Origin of the sequence: Butyricicoccus pullicaecorum DSM 23266 (genome assembly GCF_900167005.1) — a bacterium.
Taxonomy (GTDB): domain Bacteria; phylum Bacillota; class Clostridia; order Oscillospirales; family Butyricicoccaceae; genus Butyricicoccus; species Butyricicoccus pullicaecorum.
Window position 1 is genome coordinate 22,603 of the sequence record NZ_FUXW01000011.1, and the last position, 26,677, is coordinate 49,279.

Below are 26,677 nucleotides of genomic sequence, written 5' to 3' on the forward strand. Positions count from 1 at the left end.
AAGCACCGCGACTGCCTGACAATCGCGGTGCTTTTTTGGTGAAGAAGTAGAGTTTATTTGCCTAACAGCTCGTGCTGGATGCGCTCGAGTGCTTCGGGAGCCTGCTTGTCCATCTTTTCCGGGAAGCCGAAATAAGAGACGCAGATGATGTTGTCGCCGCCAACCTTGGGCGCGTTGGGCTTCAGCTGCTTGTTTGCGAAGTCCATCTCGCGCAGGGTTTCGAAGATGCCGTCGAAGTCAACCTCGCCTTCGCCCATAGCGGTGTGCTGGTGGATGGTGACATCAGCGCGGCCGCGGCTGTTGAGCCAGGGCGGATTCAGGATGTAACGGCAGTCTTTGGTCTGGTTCCAGGTATCGGCCAGCAATACATGGGTCAGCTCATCGCCTGCATACTTGAGCATGTGGCGCACATCGCCCTTGCCCTGATCGTAGAAGAAGCCGTGCGATGCGGAATAGACATAGCCGAGGTTCTTGGAACGGAAAGACTTGACGATATCACAGGTCTCGTCGTTGAGCTCGCAGAAGTCGTAGGGGTGGGACTGGATCTCAACGCGGATGCCCTCACGCTCGATGATGGGCAGCAGCTCTTCCATGGACTTGTAGAACATGCCGTTGCAGATTTCCTGCTGGTTGGGATCGCCGGAGAACTCGGTGTTGATGACCGGAACACCCATGTTGACCGCAATCTCGATCATACGCTTCCAGTTTGCAACTGCATGCTGACGCTGTTCCTCGGTCGGGCCGGACCAGCGATAGACGACGATAAACGAGGAGATTTCCACACCGGTTTCCTTGAGTGCCTGACGGTATTCCTGCTCACACTCTTCGGAGAACAGCGGATGCTTGTAGAAGGGGTTGATGCGCGGGTGGGGGGACTGCTCGATGTATTTGTATCCCCAGTCTGCGACTTTGTGCACATACTCGCGAATGGGCATCTGCTTGGCGAGTACGTCAACGTCAAAGGCGATTTTCATATAGAATCCGCTCCTTTTCTGGTAAGATTGAACCTGCTTTGGTTACTTATGTTGGCTTTATTATACGATACCTGCCTCTGATTTCCAATGATGCAAACCACCCAAAACCTGCGAAATCCTGCTGTTTTGTGCTTGCGATTTTTTGACCCTTCGGGTATGATAAAACTAAGGAGGCGATCGTTATGTTGATAGCCGAGGCCGGCGTCTCTCAGCGCTCGGAACGCTATTTTTTCACCCCTTCTTCGCTTGCACGCGAACTTTTTTATTATCCGACACGCTGCGGTCATTATTTCTGCGATCACCGCTATTCCTTTAGTCACAGCTCGGAGATTGCTCAGGAGGGCGACCACAACCGAAATATTATGTTGTTTCTCATCCAGGCGGGTGCGATGGAATTGACCCTGTCGGGCAAAACGGTTTTGAGCGGTGCCGGACAGGTAGTTCTGTTTGATTGCCGCAACCCTTACCGCTACACGGCATCGGACGGTCTGGAGTTTACTTGGCTGCTGTTTAACGGTCTGAACGTGCGCGAATATTACCGACGCATTCTGCACGGACACGGAGGCCGACCGTGTTTTTCGCTGCCTGCCGGGTCAGAGATTCCGCAGATTTTAGACGGTCTGCTCAGCGGCTGCGCGGCGGACGAGCCGCCCAGCGAGGCCGACTGCTCGCAGATGATTCACCGCCTGCTGTGTCTTTTGCTGCTCGGAGAACAGACCTCGGCGCAGAACCCGGATGACAGCATCGCGCGGTCGATCCGCTACATGAACCAGCACTTGTTTGAGTCGCTGAGCGTGCAGCAGGTTGCGCAGGCGGTCAACCTTAGCCCTTCGCACTTTTCCCGTCAGTTTAAGGCACGCACAGGCTATTCACCCTATGAATATATCGTTCTGCGGCGCATCGACAAGGCCAAATATCTGCTGACTTCCACCCGGCAGTCGGTTAAGGAGATTGCCTATCAGATCGGCTATAACAGTGAGGAAAACTTTATCCACAGCTTTCAAAAGCATGTCGGAATTTCACCCGGACTGTTCCGTAAATATCCCATTTAATCAAAATACAGCAAAAAGCAGACAGGTACATCGTGTTCGATGTACCTGTCTGCTTTTGTGAATAGGTAGTAGATAGAAGAAAAAAGAGTTACCAGTACTTTGCAACGTGTGCGCGGGTGACTTCGGCAGCCTTCTTGATGTTCTCTTCATTGGACAGCTTGTAGTAGTCCGGACGGAAGACTTCCATCGTGCACACATCACCCTCGAAGCCAATCTTCTTGAGCGTATCTGCATAGCGCTTGTGATCCAGGCAGTCGCCAGCCTCACCCGGCCACAGACGCTTCTCGTCGTTGTTGTATGCTGCGCCGCAGGGCATGTTCTCCATGCCATTGAGGTGCCATACAAAGATCTTCTTGCCGTCGGCCTTCTCCAGTGCATCCCAGCCCGAAGCCATTGCATGGAAGTGGTACTGGTCGAGGGTGATGCCGACGAGCGGGTGGTTGACTTCCTGTACGATTGCGTAAGCATCCTCGAAGCGGTTGATGGACATGGTCGGGCAGCCGCAGAACTCGAGCGACAGCTTGATGCCGTGCGGCTCAACCTTCTTAACCATCTCGCGCAGGACAGCGACAGCGTCAGCACGGATGTCATCCAGCGTTGCGTGTACGGGCAGGTCCATGGAGGGAACAACGACGATCATCTTGCACTGCAGCTTGAGGCAGTCTGCGATGATCTGGTCGAGCTTTGCCATGACAGCGTCCTTTTCTTCCTGGGTCTGCTTCATGTTGAAGAATACCAGTGCGTTGTAGGACAGCATGCGCAGCTTGTGTGCCGGATCGGCAAACCATGCAGCCAGGTCGTCGATGGTGTACTTGCCAGCCGCGATTTCGCGGTCGAGGCATTCAGACTGGATATCGATGTAGTCAAATCCGTACTTCTCGCACAGGTCGAGGTCTTCGAGTACAGAGTGGTTTTCGCAGAAACGGTTGCAGCCTTCGTTAAATCCGATTTTCATGACAGGTTCTTCCTTTCAAATTTTACTTCTTGTAGAAATCCGGGGTGCCGCCGGTGACAACCTTCTCGAAGGTGCCGGAGGTCTGAGACTTGACCAGTGCGTCAGCGGTGATGGATGCGACATAGCCGTCCCATGCGGACGAGCCGCCGGTCTCACCCTTGACTGCATGATCGACCCAATCCTGAATCTCAACGTCGTAGGAGTCGATGAAGCGCAGAATCCAGTTGTCTTCGATCTTGGTGGAAACATTGTTTGCGTAGCGAACGGTCGGGAAGGACGGGCAGGGCAGGTTGACAACGCCGTTTTCACATACAACCTCGCAGTTGATGTCGTAGCCGAAGCCGCAGTTTACGTTGACTTCCAGGATGTTTACGATGCCGCCCTTGGTCTTCATAATCATGACCTGGGGGTCCTTCAGACCTTCGTGTGCCTTGCAGGAAGTCTTGGGCATGATGCACTGTACTTCGTCCCACTCGTCGTTTACCAGCCACGGCAGAACGTCGATCTCATGGATTGCGGTGTCGGTGACAGCCATTGCGGTGGTGTAGTCAGGAGCAACGCCGTCTGCGCGGTGGGTGCACTTGATGACCATCGGTGCACCGAACTTGCCCGAGTCGAGCAGCTCCTTGACCTGACGGTAGCCGCGGTCGTAGCGGCGCATAAAGCCAACCTGTACCAGATGCTTGCCGCCAGCCATCTCGGCGTCGACGATCTCCTTGCAGTCAGCAGCGGTGTTTGCCAGCGGCTTCTCGCTGAATACCGGCTTGCCAGCCTGAATAGCTGCGATGACCGGCTCCTTGTGGAATGCACCCGGGGTGGTGACGACAACTGCGTTAACCTCGGGATCGTTGATTGCCTCGTGGAAATCGGTGTAAACCTTGGTGCCTGTGCCGGCGATCTCGGCGCCCTTCTTTGCACCTTCCTCAAATACATCGCATACAGCGACAACCTGTGCACCGCGGATACGGTTCTGGATGCGTTCGATGTGTTCGCGGCCGATCATGCCGCAGCCAATGAGAGCGATTTTCAGGGACATAAGAAATACCTCCAAATTAAAGTTTCAGATTGTGGTGGGTGTTTGTGTTTGCTGCGTGCAGTTTGGCGGGCTGCCGCAGAACAATAGAGAATATTGCGTTCACTGCTTGTTTTCTTCTTCGAGATGATTATAACACTGCGTTCACGAGAACACAACACCGAAATATCGATAAAATCCACAAAAATTCAAAATAAAACTGTGCAAACAACACAAAAGCAGTCGGCAAAGATGAGGAAATTGTGCTGTATGCGAGATGAATGGCGTGCGTTTTTGTGGAATCTAACAACAAATATGCGTGCATTTTTAAAAATGAACGCAGGGGATCAGAACATAAAAAAATCCGTCCAAACACACCGGCTGGTGCGCTTGGACGGATATGAAAACGTGCGGTTAGTGCACTTCTGCGCCCTTGCCCTCGCGTGCGAGCAATTCACGCATCATTTTGTCATAGGTCTTGTCCAGCTTATAGCAAGCGGCGATCAGGAACATGATGACCCACAGCGCGATCGGGACATAGAGATAGAATGCCTTGATCGTAGCGATTGCTTCAATCGTCTGCTCGGCAGCGGTCGCCTTCAGGCCGTCAAATGCAGCCATAGACAAAATGCCGCCCATGATTGCCGAAGTGAAGCCCGAACCGGCCTTCTGTCCCATGCTCATAGAAGAGAACATCAGACCTTCTACACGCAGACCGTGCTTCCAGTGACCATATTCGATGGCATCGCCGGGCAGAGAGTACTGTACGCCGTAGAACGGTGCAATACCAAAACCGCGGATGATGCACGAGACGACACCGAGCGGAACGCTGGTGATGTTCAGCAGGAAGAGCAGCTGACCGACGACACCCAGTGCACAGCCAAAGCAGATCAGATTACGCTTGCCGTAGCGCGGCAGCAGCTTGGGCAGCAGCGCAATGCCAATGATGGTGCAGACCTTTTCCGCAGAAGACAGCGGCATAACCAGATTGGCATCGCCCAGAACGTACTGGCAGTAATACGTCAGGTCGGTACCAATGATGACCTGGTACGCGGTGTAAGTGATCATCAAGCCCAGGGCGATGAGGAAATACCGGTTGGTGAAGGTGATTTTGAAAGATGTCCAGAAGGGGATGTTTTCCTTTTTGGTCTGCGGAGCGGCCTGAACACGTTCGGTACAGGTGGAATAGGTGTTAAGCAGAACAAAAACCGAGACGATTGCATAGCCGCTGGTGACCAGAATCCAAGACAGCTGTTCCTTGCCGGTGATATCGGCAACATAGTTAATCAGCGGAAGCGTGAAAGCGGTAATAATCATGCTTGCGGTGATCGACAGCATCATACGGATATTGCTGATCGTGTCGCGGTCGCGGCGGTCGCGTGTCATCAGAGAACCGAGCGCATGGAACGGCTGGCTGATGGCGGTGTAGACCACCGTGTTCATTAAGTTATAGGTAACGAATGCGTAAAGGATTTTACCCAGATTACCGACGTCCGGCATGGTAAACAGCAGTACGGCGGCAAGGGCATAAGGTACGGCTAAACGCAGGATCCAAATGCGGGCTTTTCCGTATTTGGAGTGCGTGCGATCGATGATGGTACCCATTGCGACATCAGAAAAGCCGTCAAAAATACGTGAGATGAGCATGATCATACCAACGGCACCGGCTGAAATACCAACGACATTGGTATAAAAGTAGATCAGCAGCGTAGATGTCATGGTGTACATCAGCGTCAGCGCGGGGTCACCGAAGCAATATGCCAATTTCTCGGAGACAGGAACTTTGATAAACTCGTCCATGTTTTTGTTTTTCTGCTTAAAGTTGAGAAGCTCTGCAATTCCGCCTTTCATTGGTTACACTCCTTCTTTTATTCCTTATTGTGTGCTGCGGGGATCGTGTCGATTGCACTTTAGAGCCAATGCCAATGCTCTGAAGCACCAGGTGAAGAAGAGAACATTTTCGTGTGTTCACGAGAACACAACAGAAAGCTTTTACGTTGATCTGTAAACAGCAGATCAATTATATTCGGGAGTAAATTACTTTCTATATAGAGGATATCACTGTTTTTGTGCGCGTTCAAGGGGCGAAAAGTACGGGAAAATTTTTTCGTGGAAGGAGACAAAAACCCGCACGCCCGATTGTGAAAAAGACAAATAGTTTTGGACTTTTGCGTGCATTTGCGTTCTTCTCAGTGTGCAATCTTGCACAAATCGCCCAGCGGTTTTTGTATATTATGATTTTGTATGGATTTATGCAAATTTTAATTAAAAATATCGTTTTCAATGTGCGTGCAATATGATATACTAAACATACCATGAAAATAGCAGGAGGGACTCTCATGGCAGTAACTGCACAGCAGATTGCGGAATTAGCGGGCGTATCACGCGGCACGGTAGATCGTGCGCTGCACAATCGCGGCCGCGTCAACCCGGAGGTAGCAGCGCGTATTTTCCGGATTGCAACGGAATTAGGATATAAGCCCAATCTGATCGGACAGGCGTTGGTGAGAACCAAACGTGATTTCAAAATCGGTGCGATTTTGCAGTCGGCCGAGACGCCTACCATGAAGATCGTACTCGAAGGCCTCAAGCAGGCAGCCAATGAGCTGCGTGCATCGGGTGTCGAGGTTGTCATCCGGGAACTGCGCGGCCTGGATGAGGAACTTTTGCTGGAAAGCATCGAAGAATTGGTCTTGCAGGGCGTGCAGGGACTGGCGATTTCGCCCAATAACACACCAGAGCTGCGCCAGTGCATCGACCAGCTCGATCAGCAAAATATCCCGGTTGTCACGTTTAACTCCGATGTTCCGGGAAGCAAGCGTATTTGTTTTATAGGTATGAATAATTACCGAGGGGGACAGACTGCTGCCAGTCTGATGTGCCAGATGATTCCGGTTGGCAGCAAAGTCTTCCCGCTGACCGGGCACCTGAGCAATACGGCACATAATAATCGACTCAATGGGTTTTGCGAAGCCTTGCAGCAGGAGACCGATTGTAAGATTACGATCCTCCCATTCCAGCCCTGCTTTGACCGAGATGATTATGCCTATGAAATCACGCACCATATGCTGCGCGCAAATCCGGACTTAGCGGGCATTTATGTTGCTGCGAATGGACAACAGGGTGTGTGTCAGGCAATCGAAGATCTGGGGTTGAGACGTAAGGTGAAGGTCATTGCCTTTGACTTAAATGAGATTACCATGCAGCTGCTACAATCAGATCGCTTAAGCTGTGTGCTCGATCAAAAGGCATTTGAGCAGGGATACCGTGCGCCCTATGTCTTGTATGACTATCTGACGTACAAGAGACGCCCGCAGAATGCGTTAATTTACACCGATATTGCTATCCGCAATAAGTATAACAGTGATTTGGAAAGTTCCATGTGCCCGGAGAGTGTGCCCAAGCGATAATCGCTTGGGCACATTTTTTTGGATTTCAGAGCAAAACAAAAAGCGCCGGAAACCGGCGCTTTTTGGTGTGAAAAGAGAGTGGAAAGTAGATTGTTTGGTGATGATACAATGCTGTGAAAGGATTGGAATGGAACAGGGAAATCCCTGAAGGGAATTGCGTGCATTTTAAATCGAGGTCGATTATGCCTTGCGTGCATTTTTGCGCATATCCAGAATAACCGAACCGACGATGATCAGGCCCTTGACGATATTGGTCATATTGTCGTCGACCTTGAGCATAACCAGACCGTTGTTGATAACGCCCAGGATGAGAATACCGGCCAGAACACCGGAAACACGGCAGATACCACCGGTGTGCGAGGTACCGCCGACCGTTGCGGCAGCGATGGCGTCCAGCTCGTAGTTCAGACCGGAGTTTGCCGGGTCAGCCGAACCCGAACGACCGGCGAGCAGCATGCCGGCGATGGCAGCGCAGACCGAGCACCAGATATAGACCAGAATCAGGTTCTTTTCGACGTTGATACCAGCGACGCGTGCGGCCTGATCGTTGCCGCCGATGGCGTATACGTTCTTGCCGAAGCGGGTCTGGGTGAGCAGGAATGCCGAGATGGCGAACATGATGAAGAATACGATGATGATAACCGGGAACGAGCCAATCTTGCCAGAACCCAGATAGCGGAAGTCCTCGGATAGGTTGGAAACCGGGCGGTTGGTGTAGATTTTAGCGCTTGCACGGCAGATGAGCTGTGCGCCCAGGGTTGCGATGAAAGGCGGAATCTTGGTGTAAGCGATGATTGCGCCGTAGATCGCGCCGATACCGGCACCCAGTGCCAGACCGATCAGAAAGACAACCGGAGCGGGCAGCGTGCCCACGCCCGGCAGGATGGCATTGGCGTAGTCAGCGGGCTGCACGAGCGAAGCTGTGATACAGGCGACCAGCGCTGCCGATGCGCCGATGGTCAGATCAATGCCCTTGGACAGGATGGCGAACATAACGCCGAAGGCCATGATGCCCTTGACCGCTTCGCCCGACAGCAGGGTCAATAGGTTATCGACCGAGAAAAAGCTGGGCTGTGCGATACTCATAACGATGACCAGTGCGAGCAGCACCAGCCAGATCGAGTTCTGTGACAGGAATTTTTTGGAATTGAATGTCTTTTGCATGGTGTCCTTTCCCCCTTTGGGTTAATCCTGCTGCGCAGCCGGGTCATAAGGCTGCTCGCTGGTCGCGTATTTGAGGATGAGCTCGGACGAGAAATCCTTGCGGTCTACGATTGCGGTCATCACGCCCTCATGCATGACGACGATGCGGTCGGACATGCCCATGACCTCGGGCAGCTCGCTCGAAATCATGATGATGGCCTTGCCCTCGCCGGCGAGTTTGGTGATGAGCGAGTGAATCTCGGCCTTGGCGCCGACATCGATACCGCGGGTAGGCTCGTCGACGATCAGAATATCCGGGTTGGTCAGCAGCCAGCGGCCGACCAGTACTTTTTGCTGATTGCCGCCCGACAGGTTTTGAATCGGGGTGTCAATGCTGGGCGTTTTGGTGTTGAGTTTTTTGACATATTCCTCGGTGTCCTCACGCATTTTCTTATGCCGGAGCGGGAAACCGTACGATTTGAGGCTGGCAAGGACGGTGTTGTCCTTGATGCTCAGCAGACCGACGATGCCGTTGCCGCGGCGGTCTTCGGTGAGCAGGGCAATCTTGTTTGCGATGGCCTGCTCAGGCGACTTAATGTGCAGCTCTTTGCCGTCCTTGTAGATCTTACCGCCGGTGATACGGCGCATGCCGAAGATGGCTTCAGCGGTCTCGGTACGTCCCGCGCCGACCAGACCGGCCATGCCCAGAATCTCACCGCGGTGCAGCTCAAAGGATACGTTCTTAACCGCACGTCCGGCGGCCAGATTCTCCACCTTGAGGATGGTTTCGCCGATGGGACAATCGACCTTGGGGAACATGTCGGTGACCTCGCGGCCAACCATCAGCTGAATGAGCTTGTCGACGTTGAGGTTCTCGGCGCGATCGGTCGCGATGTATTCGCCGTCACGATAGACGGTGATGTCGTCCGAGATGCGGAAGATCTCGTCCATCTTGTGCGAGATGTAGATGATGGCGACGTTCTTTTTCTTGAGGTCTTCGATGATGCGGAACAGGTGCTCGACCTCGGCGTCGGTCAGGGATGAGGTCGGCTCGTCCATAATGACGATGCGGCTGTCGTAGGAGACTGCCTTTGCAATCTCGACCATCTGCATTTTTGCAACGGTCAGATTGCCCATTTTTTCATCCGGGTCGACGTCCAGGTTCAGACGCTGGAACAGTTCGATGCTGTCACGGCGCATTTTCTTGTGATCGACGATCAGACCCTTGCGCGGAGCGCGGCCAAGCCACAGGTTTTCACAGACGCTGCGCTCGGGGACCGGGGATAGCTCCTGATGGATCATGGAAATACCGGCGTTCAGGGCTTCGAGAGTGTTTTTGAAGCGAACTTCTTTGCCCTCGAAGAGGATGGTGCCCGAGGTGGGTGGATGAATGCCGATCAGACACTTCATCAGCGTGGATTTGCCCGCGCCGTTCTCGCCCATGAGCGTGTGCACGGTGCCGGGGCGCACCTTGAGCTCGACACCCTTGAGTGCACGCACGCCGGGGAACTCCTTGGTGATGCCGGTCATCTCCAGGATATATTCTTGACTCACTGTGTTTCCCTCCCTGTCGGTGATGTCGGGTTTGGAGTGCGGAAGGGACATGGAACATGTCCCTTCCACGGTGTCGGATTATTCGTAGTCTGCGACGTTGTCCGGGGTAACGGGCTCAAAGGGAACCCAAACGATGTTGGCGTTTTCGTCATCGACTTCGTAATCGGTGCCCTGGTTGATGGGGTTGCCCTCGATCATGTTCTTAGCTGCCATGACAGCGCCCATGCCCTGACCGTTCGGATCCTGGAAGACGGTCATTGCGAGCGTGCCGTCCTTGATGGCCTGAATGCCGTCAACGGTTGCATCGATACCGACGATCGGGATGGAGGTCGGGTCCATGCCCTGTGCCTTCATCGCCTCAACAGCGCCGAGTGCCATGGCATCGTTGTTTGCGATGATGCAGTCAAACTCGGTCGTGCTCAGCAGCGGGGAGATCATATCCATTGCGTTTGCACGGTCGTAGTCGGCAACCAGCGGAGCAGCGGCTTCGATCGGATTGAGTCCGCCGTCCTTCATGTGCTGGATAACCGATGCCGAGCGCTGCTCGGTGTGTACCAGACCCAGCGTACCCTGCAGCATCAGGTACTTGACATCGGTCTTGCCCTGTGCGGTGAAGTACTCGGCCAGGAAATCACCCTGATAGCCGCCCGAAGTCATCTCATCCGAGCCGACGAAGGCAGCGTTTTCGTTCAGAATGGAGGTATCCGCCGGTGCACGGTTGACAAAAACGACCTTCATGTCGCCAGCGGCGTCGATGCACTGCTGTGCGGTCTCGGCATCGACCAGGTTGACCAGAACGGCGTCATCGCCTGCATTGCGTGCCGATTCGATGTACTGAATGAGCTTGCTGGTGTCGTTCTGTGCGTCCTGCGTTGCCAGATTTACGCCAACTTCGGACGCTGCGTTCTTTGCACCGGTCTCAAGTGCGCTCAGGAACTCGTCACGCAGGCTCATAATGAGCGTCATGTTGAGGGTGCCGTCGTCCTCGCCGGTAGAAGCAGTGGAAGCGGTGTCGCTGGAAGTGTCGCCGCCGCAGCCAGCCAGTGTTCCGCATAACATTGCGCCTGTCAGCAGCATTGCCAAACCGTTTCTCTTTTTCATAACAAATCCTCCTTATGATTGTGGGATTTTTGCGCAAAATGATTGCTGTAAATGCGCATTTTACCCGGTTTTTCTGAACTGTGCTCGTTCACAGATTTGATATATTAGTTTTATCACCGCTGCCAGAGATTGTCAATCAGCCTTTGGTGGATTCTCCATTTTACTCAGAGAATCCGTTTTGTTTTTATGCAATTCCGACAAGAATGTTATAAATCTCAGTCATTCTGCCCAACTGCTTGCACTGGTTTCTCAGCAAAGCAGACAGGAGTTTGTGTAAATGTGCGCACGCAACTGTGAACGAGCACAGATTGTTAAAACTTTATCTATTTGTGAATTTTACAGGGTTTTATTGCGTAAAAATGTTGAATTCTTGGGAAGAACCGGATTTGAAGAGCGCGGACGGACGATTTTGCACAAATTGATCGGAAAAGTGGAAAAAGTATACAAAAATTTCGGTATTTTCTTGCATTTGCGCATCGTGGCGGGCTGTGTTATAGTAAGAGTACGAAATCCCATGACACAATTAAAGGGGTTATAGTATCTGAAGAAAAGGAACGATTGTCTTGCCAATTACCATTGCTAAAATCGCAGAATTGTGCGGCGTATCGCGTGGAACGGTAGATCGAGCGCTCAATAATAAAGGAAATGTGCGTCCGGAGGTCTGTGAGCGGATCAAACGGGTCGCGGAGGAACAGGGATATCGACCGAATCGTGCAGGACGTGCGCTGGTACGCACGCGCGATCCCATTCGAATCGGTGTGATCGTGCACTCTGCGCCGACGGCCTTTATGCAGACGCTGCTCTATGCCTGTCAAGCGGAGGCAGCCGAAGCGGCTGGCCTTGGCGTACAGGTCATTTTCCGCACCATGAAGGGCATGGACCCGGAGGATATGGTGCTCAAAATCAACGATCTGGTGGAAAATGAGCACGTCGGTGGACTCGCCATCTCGCCGCTGGCACATGTGCACGTGCAGCAGGCACTGACTCGCGTGATTGATGAGCTGCATATACCGGTTGTCACGTTTAACTCGGATTTACCCGCGATTAACCGTCTGTGCTACGTTGGACAGGATAATATTGCGGCCGGACGCACCGCGGCTGGCCTGTTGGGGCTTCTGCTGGGGCACGAGCCTGCCACCGTGCTGGTCATTACCGGTTCGACAACCGTACACCAATCGTATAACGAGCGCGTTTTCGGTTTTTGCAACGAGCTGAGTCTGCAATTTCCCAATCTGACCCAACTTGCCGTGCAGAATTGCGAAGATCGTGTGGATTTGGCTGAGCAGATTGTGCTGGACACCTTGGAACGCGTACCTGAACTGAGCGGTATTTATATCGCCTCGACTGGATACGAAGGGGTGTGCCGTGCGCTGACGCATACGGGCATGCAGCGCAAGATTCGCGTGATCGCGCACGATCTGGTTGCACATAATCTGGTCATGGCACGCCGTCAGGTGCTGGATTTTGTGCTCGGACAGGACGCGCAGAGTCAGGGTGCGCTGCCGATTCGCTATCTGCGCGAATTTCTGCTGGACGGCAAACAGCCGGAACCGGCGGTACAGTATACCGACATTGAGGTCAAATTCCACTACAACATTACCGAGCGCGACTGTGCAGACGCAGAAGGCCGAACGGTCTCTCTGCACGTGGAAAGCTGACGTTGCAGTCGTTCATCCCTGAAAACATAAAAGCGCATGCCGTTGCGGCATGCGTTTATTTTTATATTTGCTCACTGTAGAATGCTGATTCTGCGGTGAATTTTTTTGCGCCAAAATCCGAGAGTGGAATGCGCGCTAGGCGATCTCAGTGTAGACTCAGCCGAGCGGGACTTCGCGGAAACGTCGGGGTGAAATACCGACTTTTTCGGTGAAAGCGTTGGTGAAACTGGATTCGGTTCGGTACCCAACTTCACGTGCGATAGCTTTGATCGGTTTTGAGGTGGTTTTGAGCAGATATTTGGCATGATTCATACGGGCAAGGATGACGTATTCATGGGGAGAATGTTGGAACTCCTGCTGGAACAGTCGGATGAGGTGGGAGGGGCTTAGGTTTACAATTTGAGACAAGCGCTGTAAGCTCAAATCCTCGTTTAAATGGGATTCAATAAACTTTGCGGTCTGACGTGCCGGAGTATCGACCGGTGCGTTTTCCTGCGGGATGGCATCGGGCATAAGATTGCACAGGATTGCGTGCAGAATGCGGGAATGGTCGGAGTCAGAGAACGGCTGCTCGTTTTTGTACTCGGACAACAGATGACGAATCATGACGGCGTTTTTTTCGTTGTTTACCGTGCGATGTACCACACCGCGCGCACGGGTCAGATGGTCGCATAACTCAAAGCTGTTGACACCCAGAATATGCATCCAGAAAAATTCCACATAATCAGGCGTGTCGTAATATTGGGGCAGGGTGCAGTCCATGAGAATGATGTCGCCGGCATGTGCATCATAGCTGCGCCCCTCGTACTCGACGTGCATGGTGCCCGATTCGATATACATGAGCAGCAGGTTTTCAATGCTTCCGCGGCGGATTTTGTACCCGCGTTCGCAGTAATAATGCCCGCAGGAATTGATGTAGTAGAATAGACGACGCGTTGTACTGCCGATGGTGGAGAAGAAAAGCTCGGAACCAGGCAGGACGCCGGTCTCATTTTGACAGAGCATAGATACAGCCTCCTTGCGCTGCGGCGCAGACCGTTTTTCTTACTATAGCAGATTGCTGCGCAATGTGCAATCGGCAGCAGATTGAAAGAACAGACCGGATACCGAAGGATAAATAAACTATTATATGCTTTTCTTAAACGCAATACAATACCGGAAAATGGGAAATACTTGCGGAAAATGCGCAAGATTTTTGTTCAGAAAAAAATACATCGAACGGTGCAGACAAGTGCACGCAGAGCGTCATGGTCAGATTGCAAAAGTAAATTTCGGAATCTGCACGAAATTAGATATTGTGTCTAAAAATATAGGAGAAAATTGGAGAATTGGCACAATCATAAAAGGATTTTGCACGGTGTGCACATTGCACAAAAGAGCGTATCTTGAGAATTTGCGCCCGTTGCAATGCAAAAAATTCAGTGCTATGATGGGTGCACAAGATCCGAACGGAATCTGCAATTTGGCCAAATTGCGAAAAATATGCAAACATGTCCCAAAGTCTGGATGAGCAGCGGGGGAGCGGAGCGTTGGACGGCGTTCGACAAACCGAAAGGAGTTTACTTTTATGAGATTCGATCAGTGCACAAACGGAAATATCTTTATGCATGGCTGGACGCTGGAACAGTGCGTGATGAGCGAGCACGATAAAGCCATTCTGCGTGAGCTGGCAAAGAAAATGCGATCGTACGCAGAACAGCCGGAAGAGCAGGAGAAGTTCCAACTCTGGCGTGATCACAATGATCTGAAAGAAACGCGTCCGCTGATTTATCTGGACCTCGAGAATGGCTGGAACGAGCTGCTTCCGCAGGAGTTTACCTGCCAGTGCGAAGGTGAAATGGCACAGGAATGGGAGATGTGGCTGCATAAGGAGCTGATCTATGCAGAAAAAATTAAGTGCGATAAGCCGATTGAGGCCAAGTTCTACATTCCCTACATGGCGCATGACACCATGTGGGGCATTGATAAGAAAGTAATCGGCGATGCGCACAGCGGCGAGGCTTATACTTGGGAAAGCCCGATCACCGACGAGATGATGGAAGAAGACGTGGATATGTCTACCATCATTAAGACCCCGCAGATTACAATCGACTGGGAGGCAACCAACGCGTTTACCGCCATTGCACACGATGTGTTTGACGGAATCTTGGAAGTGGAGCGCCGCCATTGGTGGTGGTGGGGCATGGAACTGACCCATCCGTATGTTGATCTGCGCGGGTTTGAGAACATGCTCGTGGATTTTTACGATTATCCCGAGAAAATGCACGAAATTCTCGAGTTGTTCACCCGGGGCTATGAGGCAAAGCTGGATTTTCTGGAGCAAAACCACCTGCTGACACCCAATACCGGCAACTGCTATGTCGGTTCGGGTGGACTGGGCTTGACCAATGATCTGAACTCGGGTGCAGCCGTACCGAATTCCGCGATGGACATTTGGGGTTTCCATGAGAGTCAGGAGACCGGCGAAGTTTCGCCCGAAATGTTCAAGGAATTCATTTTGCCTTATCAGCTGCGGCTTGCCAAGCGGTTTGGTCTGAATTATTACGGCTGCTGCGAAGGTCTGGATCGTCGGTTTGAGTACGTCAAGCAAATCCCGCGTCTGCGTCGTGTTTCGGTGTCACAGTGGGCAAATATCCCGCTGATGAGCGAGATGCTGGGCGGCGATTACGTGTTCTGTCACAAGGTCAGTCCGACCGATATTGCCGTGCCGCAGATCGATGAGGAGTACATTCGCCGCCGCCTGCATGAGGTACTGGTTAAGTGCAAGGCTTGCGGCAATCATGTAGAACTGATTATGAAGGATAATCATACCATTGCTAATACGCCGTATAACGCTTACCGTTGGGTAGAGCTGGCACGGGAAGAAGTTGCTCGTGTATATGGCTGAGGTGAATCATTTGTGAATTTGAGAGATGGAAAAGAGAGTCAATGAAACGGGAGACCGTTTGGAAAGGAGCACGTTTATATGAAGTATCAGCACGTATGGAAGCGCGTTAGTGCGATGGTTTTGGCGGGTATTTTGGCAGGAACAATGACTGCATGCGGCGGTCAGACTGCGGATGAGAGTGAAACCGCACAGCAGGCGCAGACCGACGAGGCATCGGACAAGGAATATCAGGTCGGCGTGATTGTTAAGACCACGGCTTCGGAATATTGGAGTTATGTAGTAGCCGGTGCCGAAGCGGCAGCGGAAGATCTGGGCAATGTGGATGCACAAATTTACGGTGCAACAGCTGATACCGATTATGAAGGCCAGCTCAATTTAGCAGAAACCATTTTAACTTCGGGCACCAAGCAGGCGATTGCCATTGCACCGCTGAACTCCGGTATGGCGGAAACCGTGCTCAGTCAGGCAACCATCCCGGTTTTGGCGGTTGATACCAATTTCGAGGGCGCTGAGACGTTTATCGGCACGGCACACGAAGATGCGGCATATCTGGGCGGACAGTATGTTGCCGAACAGATTGGCCAGGGCGGCAAGGTTGTCATTTTGGCGAATATTCAGGGTGAATCTACTTCGGAAGCTCGTGTCAGCGGCTATAAGAGAGCGCTGGAAGAAGGCGGCTGTGAAATCGTTGAGATTCTGTACACCGATGGCGTAGGTGATAAGGCAGTCAATGTCATGGAAGGTGCGCTGCAAACCCATCCGGATATGGATGCCGTGGTCTGCTGCGCAGATGACGTTGCACTGGGCGCAGCCCGTGCGATCGAGGCCGCAGGCCGACAGGATGACGGCATCATTGTCTGTGGATTTGATGGTATTTCCTCCGGTGTACAGGCGGTTGTGGACGGAAAGATTTCGTGTACGGTTGCACAGGACCCGTATAATATGGGTTATCAGGCGGTTGAGAGCATGATCGATGCTATCAATGGCGAAGAACTGCCGGAATTTATCGACACGGGATGTCAGATCATTACACCGGACAATGCCCAGGAATATCTGGATAAGCTCAACAGTCTGGTATAAATATATCTGAACTTCTTCTTTTTCTCACACATACAGAGAGCGTGGCCTGTAAAGGCTGCGCTCTCTGTTTGTCTGTTGGGGATAAAGGTCAGTAAGAAAGCCCCCGAATATTTTTCGGAGGCTTTAATAGCGAAGTTATAATATTTTATGCCTTGTGATAGCAGTCACAGAAGATCTTGAGCTTATCCCGCAGCAGCTGTTTGGTTTCTGCATCGCAGAAGCTTGCGCGGATGGCATTTTCCTGCAAGCGGATGAGGTCGGATGCACCCCAACCGAACGCGTTGGCGGACTTTTCAAGTTCGGTGCACAGATCGATGCTCATAAGCATGGGATCGTCGGTGCTGACCGTGACCGGAATGCCGAGTTCGTACAGCTTTCCGAGCGGGTGTTCTTCCAGACTGGGGTACAGTTCCATCAGGTTGGAAGTCGGGGTGATGTTAAGGGGGATGCGCTCGTCGGCCAGACGGCGCAGCAGGACAGGGTCGGTAATAGAGCGCACGCCGTGATCGATGCGCATTGCGCCCAGAATGTCAAGTGCTTCCCAGACACCCTCGGCCGGGGAGGACTCACCGGCATGTACCGTGATGGCAAACCCGGCGTGCTTGGCTTCCAGAAAGGCGTCGCACAGTACGCGATTGGACTGCTTGGAAACTGCTTCGTTGCCGTCTACCGACAGACCCATCAGGCGCGGATGACGGTGAGCGGTCATCCAGCGCACCAGCGCCAGCGACTCCTGTTTGGTCTGCGAGCGCAGCAGGGAGACGAGCAAGCGGCAGTCGGTGTAGCCGTCCTCGTAAGCCTGATCGAAGCCTTCCAGAATGCCGGGAATCAGCTGCTGGTAAGAGAGCGCTTTCCAGTGTGTGGGATTGGTGATTACTTCGGCGTACATGATGTTCTGCGAAGCGGCGTAGCGCGCGTAGTCGTATGCCAGACGCTTGACATCCTCGGGGTTTCTGACCAGAGAACAGATCCAATCCAGTCGATCGAGAAAATCGGCCAGACCGGTAAAGGAAAAGAGTTCATCGGCCGGCTTGGGCAGCGGCGTCTGTGTTTTCTCTGCAAGTTCCTGAATCAGTTCCAACTGGACGGTGCCCTCCAGATGAATGTGCAGCTCCACCTTGGGCAGTTTTTCGATGAATGCGCGTCCCATAATCTAAATAACCTCCTGTCAGTGACGGGTGTAATGTCTCAAATCAGTCTGTCTTTTTATTGTAATGGATTTTTTTCAAAAGTCTTGGGATAAAATGAAGAAATTCGTTTCGGGGACAAGCGGGTGACGGGATGCGCGGCTGGGGTGCAGTCTAATTTATCCTTTGAAATTCTCGCAATACTCGATTTTTTACATTTGTTGGACAAATTGAGCGTTCTTTTGCGATATATAAAAGGGGAAGCGTATAGAATTGTAAATTATTTGAGGGTATGATATACTCACTACAAGACAGGAAGCGGGAAAGAGGGCGAAGATTGTGTTGTTGGTGCAGCTGAAAGAGATGAAGAACTTCACAAATCACGAAAAGGATGTAGCAAACTATATTCTGACGCACATGGATGAAATCCCGGATATTTCAGCCGGAGAGCTTGCCAAGGCGTCGCTGACCAGTAAGGCAACTGTGGTTCGCCTGAGTCAGAAGCTTGGACTGTCCGGGTATCAGGAATTGAAGCTCAAATTGATTGCGGAAGTCAACCAGAATGAGCGCATCGGGCAGATTCTGGCCAATGAACCGATCACGCCGCAAAGTTCGTACTCAGATATCATCCACACCATTCCGGGACTGTATGACAAGGCGGTTACCAATACGCGGCTGACGCTGAACAAGACCGACATGCTGCGCATCAACCACTTTTTGCAGGAAGCCGAGTGCATTGATATCTACGGTACGGGCATCAGCTACACGCTGGCACAGGCTGCGGCGTTTAAGTTTGCAACGCTCGGCGTGGAGAGCTCGGCCTATGAGAGCATTAACGGTCACTATCTTGCCGCCCGAAAGCACAAAAAGACGGTCGCCTTCGTCATCAGCTTTACGGGAGCCAATCGCACGGTGGAGACCATGGCCAAGTATCTGCGCACGGCTACGCACAACCATGTGGTTGGCATTCTGGGACCGCACAACCAGAGAACCCGTCCATGGTGTCATGAGGTCGTGGAAATTCCCAATCGTGATTCTATTCTGAGCTTGGATGTCATCACTTCGTTTGCCGCAAGCAATTATGTGTTTGATATCTTTTTCTCTCTGCTGCTCTCGCGCTGTCAGGAACAGCACGTGCAGTCCTCGCTCGAAATGGTCCGGCACAGGAACCTCCTGCTCAACGAAAGCTTTGATGCGTAATCGCGTTTTGAACCGATGTTTCACCAGCATCGGTTCTTTTTTTATCTATTTTGAACCGACGGACCGAAATGCATTTTGCACATTGTATTCGGTGAAAATATGTATTATTTTAGTGTTACCGCACAGAAAGACGGAAATAGAAACAGGAGGTAAGACATGGGAAAGTATGATGGATTGGCCAAAGACATTGTAAAAAATGTCGGCGGAAAGGAAAATGTAGCAGGACTTGTCCACTGCATTACGAGACTTCGTTTCACGCTCAAGGATGAAGGAAAGGCCAACGACGAAGTGCTCAAGGCGATGAATGGTGTTGTCACGGTTATGAAGAGCGGCGGACAGTATCAGGTCGTCATCGGCAATCATGTAGCCGAGGTGTACGACGATGTGTGCGCGGTGCTGGGCATGAAGGAAGACAGCGCGGCACCGGCAGAGCCCAAGAAGGGCAAGCTGCTCGACCGTGCGATTGACGTCGTATCGGGTATCTTCCAGCCGATCTTGGGTATTATGGCTGCTTGCGGTATGCTCAAGGGCTTTAACACTCTCTTTGCAACGCTGGGACTGTACGAAACGACCAGCGGTGTCTACTTAATCATCAACGCGGCGGGTGATGCACTGTTTAACTTCCTGCCGCTGTTCCTGGGCTATACAGCCGCGAAAAAGTTTAATTTGAAACCGATGCTGGGCTTGGCGATTGGCGCTGCGCTGTGCTATCCGGCCATTCAGTCAAGTGCACTCGCTGCGGCAGGTGAACCACTTTATACACTGTTTGAAGGCACGATGTTTGCTTCGCCGGTGTACATTGACTTCTTGGGTCTGCCGGTAATTGCGGTCGATTATACCGGCACAGTCATTCCGGTTATTCTCTCGGTCTGGTTTGCATCCAAGTGTGAAAAATTCTTCAACCGCATTGTACCGGAGCTGGTCAAGTTCTTCTTTGTCCCCATGCTCACCCTGCTGATTACGCTCCCGGTTACGCTCATGCTGCTCGGACCGGTTGCAACCTTCGGCTCTACGCTCATCTCCGAGTTCACCCTGACCATCCGCAGCTTCAGCCCGCTGGTTGCCGGTGCAATCGTCGGTCTGACCTGGCAGATTCTGGTTATCTTCGGCATGCACTGGGGCTTTATCCCGGTTTATATCAATAACGTCATGACCCTAGGCTACGATAACGTTATGATGCCGTTCTTTGCCTGCACCTTTGCAACTTCTGCGGTTGTTCTGGCGATTTTCTTTAAGACCAAGGACAAGAAGCTCAAGGAAATGGCAATCCCGAACTTTATTTCCGGTATTTTCGGTGTCACCGAGCCGGCGATTTACGGTATTCTGCTGCCGCTCAAGAAGCCGTTCATTATCAGCTGTATTGCAGGCGGTATCGGCGGTGCATTTTATGGACATTTCAACTTCCGCAAGTTCATCCTGGGCGGCATGGGTATCTTTGAGCTGCCCAACATGATGAACCCGGACGGTTCGATGGGCAACATCATCGTTGCGCTGGTTGGTATTGCAATCTCGATGGCAGTCGGCTTTGTGCTGACTATGGTATTCTATCGTGACCCGGAAAAGGCCGTGGAGACTGCACAGCCGACCCCGGTAGCATCTGAGCAGACTGCGGTAATCGAGGCCGAAAAAATGGTCATCGCAAGCCCGGTCAAGGGCAAGGCCATTGCCCTCAGCGAGGTGCAGGACGAGGCGTTCTCCACCGGTGTACTGGGTCAGGGCGCTGCGGTCATCCCCGAGGATGACACCATCTACGCCCCGGCAGACGGCACGATCGCCAATATGTTCCCGACCGGTCATGTCATCGGTATGCTGACCGATACCGGCGTGGAAATCCTGATTCATGTCGGTATGGACACCGTTCAGCTGGACGGCAAGGGCTTCGAACCGCTGGTACAGTCGGGCGATACGGTCAAGAAGGGACAGAAGCTTCTGAAGTTTGACCGCAAGCTCATCCAAGAGGCTGGATATTCTCTGGTGACACCGGTTATCATCACAAATTCCGATGATTACGCCGCAGTTATGCCTGCAAACATCGGAGCTGTCGACGCGGGCGATCCGCTGCTGACACTTTCCTAAACAACGGTCGGAGGACAACTATGCGAAAAGATTTTTTATGGGGTGGTGCAACTGCTGCCAATCAGTGTGAGGGCGGCTGGCAGGCAGATGGCCGCGGCATGGCGATTGTAGACGTACTGCCTCAGGGAGAAAATCGTTTGCCGGTAATGCAGGGTGTGATGGATTATCGCACCCTGCCCGAAGGCACACGCTATCCCGGACGGGATGGCATCGATTTGTACGGTCATTACAAGCAGGATATCGCACTGTTTGCCGAGATGGGCTTCCGCTGCTATCGCTTTTCCTTCTCCTGGTCGCGTATTTTTCCGACCGGTGAGGAAGCGCAGCCCAATGAAGCTGGTTTGAAATTCTACGAAGACTTCATCGATGAATTGCTGCGCTATGGCATTGAGCCGATCGTGACCATCTGTCATTTCGACCTGCCGCTGCATCTGGTGGAAAAATATGGTTCTTGGCGCAGCCGCGCGGTGATTGATGCCTATTTGCGTTACTGTGAGGTTATTTTCCGCAGATTCCGCAATAAGGTTCGCTACTGGATTACCTTTAACGAAATCAATATGCTCATGCACCTGCCGTTTATGGGCGCGGGTATCCGGTTTGAAGCGGGAGAAAATCCCCTCGCAGTCAAGTATCAGGCAGCGCACCATGAGCTGGTTGCATCCGCACTGGCAACCAAGCTCGCGCACGAGATCAATCCTGATTGCCAGGTGGGCTGCATGATCGCAGCCGGCAGCGTGTATCCGTACAGCTGCCGCCCGGAAGACGTGTGGGAGAGCATGCAGAAGGATCGCGAAGCCTACTTCTTTATCGATGTGCAGGCGCGTGGTGCGTACCCGAACTATGCGAAAAAGCTGTGGGAGCGCGAAGGCATTACGGTAGACGTGACCGAGGAAGACGAACGCATCCTGAAAGCAAACACGGCAGACTTTATTGCACTTTCTTACTATAACAGCCGGTGTGTGCGCACCGACGGACAGGGCGAGGCCTCGGGTGGCAATGTGTTCGCGTCGGCAAAGAACCCGTACCTGACTTGCAGCCAGTGGGGCTGGCCGATTGACCCGATGGGTTTCCGCATTACGCTCAATGCCCTGTATGATCGATACGAAAAGCCGCTCTTTGTGGTGGAAAACGGTCTGGGTGCAGTTGACGTACTCACGCCTGAGCGCACGGTAGAAGACGACTACCGAATCGACTACCTGCGCACCCATATTCAGGCCATGATGCAGGCTGCCGACGAGGATGGCGTAGATATTATGGGATATACACCGTGGGGCTGCATCGATCTGGTCAGCGCCACCACGGGTGAAATGTCCAAGCGATATGGCATGATTTACGTGGATCAGGACAATGACGGTCACGGTACGGGCGAGCGCATTCGCAAGAAATCGTTCTACTGGTATCGCGATGTGATTGCCAACAATGGCGAAAACCTGTGACGTTCTGTCAGTTTTTCAAAATCCATAAAGGAAAAGCACTGACTGATTTCTGAACAGGTCCAGTAAAACCGGACAACAGACAAAAGGCCCCCTAATGTAGGAAAATAGAACTACATTAGGGGGTCTTAGTATGTCTGGGAAAAAAGGGATGAAAAAGTATCCTGTCGAGATACGGGAAGAAGTCGTGTCACGAATTCGTGCAGGAGAAAGCCAATATACGTTGAGTCGGGAGTATGGAATCTGGTGCCGGACACCATTCGCCTGGCCATGAAGCAAGCGAAAAAGAGGGTCGCACCTCCACAGAGACCAGGGGGTTCAGTACACCTCGCAAGCATACTTTGACCTGACAAAATCTTATGGAATTATACCCTCAATGTCAAGACGAGGAAATTGTTATGACAACTCTATGGCGGAAAATTTCTTTTCTATCCTCAAGACAGAGTGTATCTATCGCCGTAAATCAGACTCATTCTGTGAGGCCAATGAAATACTTGACCGTTATATTCATTTTTACAACGATGAGCGCATTCAGCTTAAAACTGGAGTGGCGCCGCTTATGCTGCGCCACTCTAGTTAAAACTTCATATTTTTCTACATAGCGGCCTTTTTGTACTGTCCGCACAATCTGGAGCAGTTTAAAATCCTTCGGCTTTTATGTTATCTGCTTAGCAGCCAACCGATACCCGCAGCAGTGCGCTCGGTTGCATGATTGTAGTGATTGCCAGAATTTTGCTGAAATACGGTATCGACACCTTTTTCCTGATAAAAAGTTTGAATTTCCTCGGTGTTTGATTGCACGCTTTGCAGAATAGGATTGCGCGTTTTACTCTCTTTATCGCCCAGAGAAAAATACATATAATCTGGCTGACATTTTGGTTCGTGGGAAAAGATGTACTCTTTTATGCCCGGAAACCATAGAGAGCCGGACATACTGCCCACGCGGGAAAACAGGTCTGTCTGATAGATCGCGTACACGGCGAACAATCCTGCCAGAGAATATCCGGCGATGCCGCGCCAGCAGGGAGGACCCGCAAGATTATTTTCTACCGCAGGGACAATCGTTTCGGTTAGTAGTTTGAGATAATCGTCTGCACCACCTGTGCAGGGCGGTGTGTTTTTAAAGATTGGCGGGCAGTCCCACGGAGCCATATCGTGATCCCAGTCCAAGTCGCTGATTGCGACCAATGTAAACGATGGATAGTGCGCATCTTGTGCCGCTTGAAAGATTTTCTGTCTTTCGCCGGAAAAGGTGTTGAGGTAAATCACGGGAGCATTTGGCGCAGAACTTGCAAAAACGGATATGGTTTTATTGGCTATGGAAAATGTGCGCATTTGACTTCACCTGCTTCTGTTTTCGATCATAGATGCAAATATCGCCTTTGTTGCAACACTTACGCACCTAACGTATCGATCAGCTCCTGCAATTCATTGATGAAGCGGCTGGTGTGGAATCCATCACAGACCGCATGGTGCACCTGTACAGACAGCGGAATATAATATTTCCCATTGTCTTGCTGATATTTTCCAAAGGTGAAAATCGGCAGAAGATAGTCATATCCGTTTTTCAGATTCAGATTAAACCCTTCAAAGGTAGTCCAGGGAATCATAGAGACTGGGAAGGTGTTCTCCGGAGGATTTGGCTTTGCCATCATCCCTTCTGTATTGCCGTAATGCTCCATATCTTCCTGATATCGCGCGCAGAACTCGGTATAGTCAGCCGTATACGCCGTCCAGAGATTGGAAAACGTTTGTGTATCCTTGTGGAAAATCGTATAGCACGGCATCATTTCGGAAAATACGCCGACCTGCCCGTTTTCATTCATTGCGGTGCGGAACTCCTCGTGTCGATTGACGATCGTAGTGAGTCCGTACAAAAGGGTAGGATACAGCTTTTTATCTTTCAAAGCGGTAATATCCAGTTTTACCGTTATGCTATACGTGCAGGGAACGTGTTTAAAGTAATGATCAAAATATTCTTTTCGCTTCCAAGCTTCCTGTTCAATCAACTGAAAGTCCATTGTATCCTCCTGTTTGGAACAAATCAATAAGTATCGACGTTTTGTATTCAGTACCTCTTTTATTATAGAAGTTTTGTGCAGCTGAAACAATATATGCGGGAAAAAACATGCGTTCGTCAAGTGGGGTTGAGAAATTGCAAGATTATCACTATAATGAATACAAAATCTGTGAGTACCTCGTGCTGTGGAAAATAAGAGATGGAGATTGATATGCGGATTTTAGTGATTGAGGATGAAAAAGAATTATTACAGGATATTGCCAGAGGTCTGAGCTTAAAAGGATATGCGGTAGACCAGGCTGACAATGGCAGGACAGGCTGTCAGATGGCGATTGATGAAGCGTACGACCTTGTCGTATTGGATTTGAATTTACCGGAAATGGACGGTTTTTCTATTTTAAAGGAACTTCGCCGGGAAAATCCGCAGACGAAGGTATTGATCTTATCAGCCAATTCGGAATTGGACAGCAAACTGTCTGGTTTTGAACTGGGAGCCAGTGATTATCTGACAAAACCGTTCCATTTTGCCGAGCTGGAAGCGCGTATCCGTGTCTTATTAAACCGCAAATTCGTTCAGCAGTCCAACTGTCTGACCTATGAAGCAATTGTACTGGATACTTTGAATCGAACCATAGAAATCCATGGGATACCGGTTGGCCTCACTACAAAAGAATTCGCTATTTTAGAGTATTTTCTTTTGAATCAGGGACGTTTGATTACTCAACAAGAGCTGATCGATCACGTTTGGAACGGAGATGCCGACCCGTTCAGCAACTCCATTCGGGTTCATCTGTCCGCTTTGCGGAAGAAATTGAAGAGTGCACTGGGACATGATCCCATTCAGACAAAAATCGGAGAGGGGTATCGTTTGTGCTGAAAAAGATTCCGCTGCGCATCCGCTTTACGCTGGTTGCCAGTTTATTTTTGCTGATTTCCTGCGTCACATTGATGCTGCTCTCTAATGTATCAGCCGTGCACATGATAGAAGCGGTCGCAACGACACCGGCGCTGGAAGACGGCTCGATGCCGATCTTATCGTTGGAACCCGCGATGTCGGTTGAGGAACCGTACTATGAGATGTTCCAGCAGAAAACAGCGATTGCTACGGTTTTAATTGTTTTGGTTGGAAGCGTGGCCACTTACTTCGCGGCAGGATATGTACTGAAACCGATTCGCGATTTATCCAGCGAGGTGCAGAAGCGCAATATCGAAAACCTGGGAGAACCGATCGAACTGCCGCAGAGTGCCGATGAAATCCGGCAGCTGACGGTGTCGTTTAACCAAATGATGGCAGATTTGCGGCGGTCTTTCCTCTTGCAGAAAGAGTTTTCCGCCAACGCCGCACATGAGCTCCGAACACCTTTGGCAGTCATGCGCGCGAAGTTGGATGTCTTCTCTTTGTCAGAACAGGTCGATCACGGGACGCAGGAAATGGTAGATTCCATCAGCCAACAGCTGGAACGCCTGTCCGTCTTGATTGAAGATTTGCTGTGGTTCAGCAAGGATTTACCGCTGGAAGAAATGACACCCGTTCCGCTGTATCCGCTGCTCTGTGATGTGGCGGAAGAACTGTCCAGTGTCGCCGACGAGAAAACAATCGAAATTCAGATTGAGCAGACAGATTGTTATGTTTTGGGACAAGATCGACTGTTAGAGCGGGTGTTTTATAATCTTTTGGAAAATGCGGTGAAATACAGCCCGGCGGGCAAACAGGTTCGTATTTCGACTCAAAAGGAACAAGATTGCGTGCGGGTACAGGTTGCCGATCAAGGCGAAGGCATTCCAGAGGAGTGCCGGAGTGCGATTTTTGAACCGTTCTTTCGCGTAGACAAATCCAGAAGCCGTGCCGTCGGCGGAAGCGGTTTAGGACTTGCGGTGTGTAAGAAGATATTGGAGCGCCATCACGCACAAATTACGGTTTTGCCCAATCAGCCCAACGGCAGTATATTTGAAATTATCTTTCGATCTTAACAGCAGCTTTATATGAGATGTGCT

22 protein-coding genes are annotated in these 26,677 nt (G+C 51.4%); 11 read left to right on the plus strand and 11 right to left on the minus strand.

Annotated elements, in window-relative coordinates; genetic code table 11:
* Positions 1–53 precede the first annotated feature (53 nt).
* Positions 54–974, minus strand: a complete 921-nt coding sequence (locus tag B5D52_RS12830; RefSeq protein WP_016148460.1) for a sugar phosphate isomerase/epimerase family protein — start codon at positions 972–974, stop codon at positions 54–56.
* A gap of 182 nt (positions 975–1,156) precedes the next feature.
* Between B5D52_RS12830 and B5D52_RS12835 the strand changes: the two genes are divergently transcribed.
* The gene (locus tag B5D52_RS12835) at positions 1,157–2,026 is read left to right on the plus strand and encodes an AraC family transcriptional regulator (protein WP_016148459.1); all 870 of its coding nucleotides are present in this window, start codon (positions 1,157–1,159) and stop codon (positions 2,024–2,026) included.
* Positions 2,027–2,114: 88 nt separating this feature from the next.
* Here the strand turns inward: B5D52_RS12835 and B5D52_RS12840 are convergent, their stop codons facing one another.
* The 3 genes from B5D52_RS12840 to B5D52_RS12850 all read right to left on the minus strand — a co-directional run bounded on the left by B5D52_RS12840 (position 2,115) and on the right by B5D52_RS12850 (position 5,844).
* On the minus strand, positions 2,115–2,981 hold the full coding sequence (locus B5D52_RS12840) for a sugar phosphate isomerase/epimerase family protein (RefSeq protein WP_016148458.1): 867 nt from the start codon (positions 2,979–2,981) through the stop codon (positions 2,115–2,117).
* A 22-nt stretch (positions 2,982–3,003) separates the two neighbouring features.
* Positions 3,004–4,017 carry a Gfo/Idh/MocA family protein gene (locus B5D52_RS12845; RefSeq protein ID WP_016148457.1) on the minus strand — a complete coding sequence of 338 codons (1,014 nt, stop codon included), beginning with the start codon at positions 4,015–4,017 and terminating at the stop codon, positions 3,004–3,006.
* 390 nt (positions 4,018–4,407) lie between these two features.
* Entirely contained in the window at positions 4,408–5,844 is a 1,437-nt protein-coding gene (locus tag B5D52_RS12850; RefSeq protein WP_016148456.1) for an MFS transporter, read from the minus strand.
* A 488-nt stretch (positions 5,845–6,332) separates the two neighbouring features.
* Between B5D52_RS12850 and B5D52_RS12855 the strand changes: the two genes are divergently transcribed.
* Positions 6,333–7,403 carry a LacI family DNA-binding transcriptional regulator gene (locus B5D52_RS12855; RefSeq protein WP_016148455.1) on the plus strand — a complete coding sequence of 357 codons (1,071 nt, stop codon included), beginning with the start codon at positions 6,333–6,335 and terminating at the stop codon, positions 7,401–7,403.
* 180 nt (positions 7,404–7,583) lie between these two features.
* Here B5D52_RS12855 and B5D52_RS12860 read toward each other — a convergent pair whose 3' ends face one another.
* Genes B5D52_RS12860 through B5D52_RS12870 form a run of 3 tightly spaced genes read right to left on the minus strand, consistent with a single transcriptional unit; the run spans position 7,584 to position 11,201 of the window.
* A complete protein-coding gene (locus B5D52_RS12860; protein WP_016148454.1) occupies positions 7,584–8,567 on the minus strand; it encodes an ABC transporter permease subunit in 984 nt (327 codons plus the stop codon).
* Positions 8,568–8,588: 21 nt separating this feature from the next.
* On the minus strand, positions 8,589–10,151 hold the full coding sequence (locus B5D52_RS12865) for a sugar ABC transporter ATP-binding protein (protein ID WP_016148453.1): 1,563 nt from the start codon (positions 10,149–10,151) through the stop codon (positions 8,589–8,591).
* 27 nt (positions 10,152–10,178) lie between these two features.
* Positions 10,179–11,201 (minus strand): substrate-binding domain-containing protein, encoded by a 1,023-nt coding sequence (locus B5D52_RS12870; RefSeq protein ID WP_016148452.1) that lies wholly within the window; start codon positions 11,199–11,201, stop codon positions 10,179–10,181.
* Between the two features lie 563 nt (positions 11,202–11,764).
* On the opposite strand from B5D52_RS12870, the gene B5D52_RS12880 reads away from it, so the two are divergent.
* Positions 11,765–12,859 (plus strand): LacI family DNA-binding transcriptional regulator, encoded by a 1,095-nt coding sequence (locus B5D52_RS12880; protein ID WP_016148450.1) that lies wholly within the window; start codon positions 11,765–11,767, stop codon positions 12,857–12,859.
* A 156-nt stretch (positions 12,860–13,015) separates the two neighbouring features.
* Here the strand turns inward: B5D52_RS12880 and B5D52_RS12885 are convergent, their stop codons facing one another.
* Positions 13,016–13,864, minus strand: a complete 849-nt coding sequence (locus B5D52_RS12885) for an AraC family transcriptional regulator (protein ID WP_016148449.1) — start codon at positions 13,862–13,864, stop codon at positions 13,016–13,018.
* A 562-nt stretch (positions 13,865–14,426) separates the two neighbouring features.
* Between B5D52_RS12885 and B5D52_RS12890 the strand changes: the two genes are divergently transcribed.
* Together B5D52_RS12890 and B5D52_RS12895 are read left to right on the plus strand one after the other, a co-directional pair.
* A complete protein-coding gene (locus B5D52_RS12890; protein WP_016148448.1) occupies positions 14,427–15,746 on the plus strand; it encodes a hypothetical protein in 1,320 nt (439 codons plus the stop codon).
* Between the two features lie 78 nt (positions 15,747–15,824).
* On the plus strand, positions 15,825–16,826 hold the full coding sequence (locus tag B5D52_RS12895) for a sugar ABC transporter substrate-binding protein (RefSeq protein ID WP_016148447.1): 1,002 nt from the start codon (positions 15,825–15,827) through the stop codon (positions 16,824–16,826).
* A gap of 145 nt (positions 16,827–16,971) precedes the next feature.
* On the opposite strand, the gene add is transcribed toward B5D52_RS12895, so the two are convergent.
* Positions 16,972–17,976, minus strand: a complete 1,005-nt coding sequence (gene add / locus B5D52_RS12900; RefSeq protein ID WP_016148446.1) for an adenosine deaminase — start codon at positions 17,974–17,976, stop codon at positions 16,972–16,974.
* 325 nt (positions 17,977–18,301) lie between these two features.
* Between add and B5D52_RS12905 the strand changes: the two genes are divergently transcribed.
* The 4 genes from B5D52_RS12905 to B5D52_RS16850 all read left to right on the plus strand — a co-directional run bounded on the left by B5D52_RS12905 (position 18,302) and on the right by B5D52_RS16850 (position 23,242).
* Positions 18,302–19,153: a MurR/RpiR family transcriptional regulator gene (locus tag B5D52_RS12905; RefSeq protein WP_242825654.1), complete on the plus strand. Its 852-nt coding sequence runs from the start codon at positions 18,302–18,304 to the stop codon at positions 19,151–19,153.
* 156 nt (positions 19,154–19,309) lie between these two features.
* Positions 19,310–21,229 carry a beta-glucoside-specific PTS transporter subunit IIABC gene (locus B5D52_RS12910; RefSeq protein WP_016148444.1) on the plus strand — a complete coding sequence of 640 codons (1,920 nt, stop codon included), beginning with the start codon at positions 19,310–19,312 and terminating at the stop codon, positions 21,227–21,229.
* A gap of 20 nt (positions 21,230–21,249) precedes the next feature.
* Entirely contained in the window at positions 21,250–22,665 is a 1,416-nt protein-coding gene (locus tag B5D52_RS12915; protein ID WP_016148443.1) for a 6-phospho-beta-glucosidase, read from the plus strand.
* A gap of 364 nt (positions 22,666–23,029) precedes the next feature.
* Positions 23,030–23,242: an IS3 family transposase gene (locus tag B5D52_RS16850; protein WP_413813313.1), complete on the plus strand. Its 213-nt coding sequence runs from the start codon at positions 23,030–23,032 to the stop codon at positions 23,240–23,242.
* Between the two features lie 80 nt (positions 23,243–23,322).
* Here B5D52_RS16850 and B5D52_RS12925 read toward each other — a convergent pair whose 3' ends face one another.
* Entirely contained in the window at positions 23,323–23,997 is a 675-nt protein-coding gene (locus tag B5D52_RS12925) for an alpha/beta hydrolase (RefSeq protein ID WP_016148442.1), read from the minus strand.
* Between the two features lie 59 nt (positions 23,998–24,056).
* Positions 24,057–24,683 carry a type A chloramphenicol O-acetyltransferase gene (catA, locus tag B5D52_RS12930; RefSeq protein WP_016148441.1) on the minus strand — a complete coding sequence of 209 codons (627 nt, stop codon included), beginning with the start codon at positions 24,681–24,683 and terminating at the stop codon, positions 24,057–24,059.
* Positions 24,684–24,881: 198 nt separating this feature from the next.
* Here catA and B5D52_RS12935 point away from each other — a divergent pair, with 198 nt between their 5' ends.
* Complete coding sequence (locus B5D52_RS12935) at positions 24,882–25,559, plus strand: response regulator transcription factor (protein WP_242825653.1); 678 nt, start codon at positions 24,882–24,884, stop codon at positions 25,557–25,559.
* On the plus strand, positions 25,553–26,653 hold the full coding sequence (locus B5D52_RS12940) for a sensor histidine kinase (protein ID WP_016148439.1): 1,101 nt from the start codon (positions 25,553–25,555) through the stop codon (positions 26,651–26,653). The genes B5D52_RS12935 and B5D52_RS12940 overlap by 7 nt, the downstream gene beginning before the upstream one ends.
* Positions 26,654–26,677 lie beyond the last annotated feature (24 nt).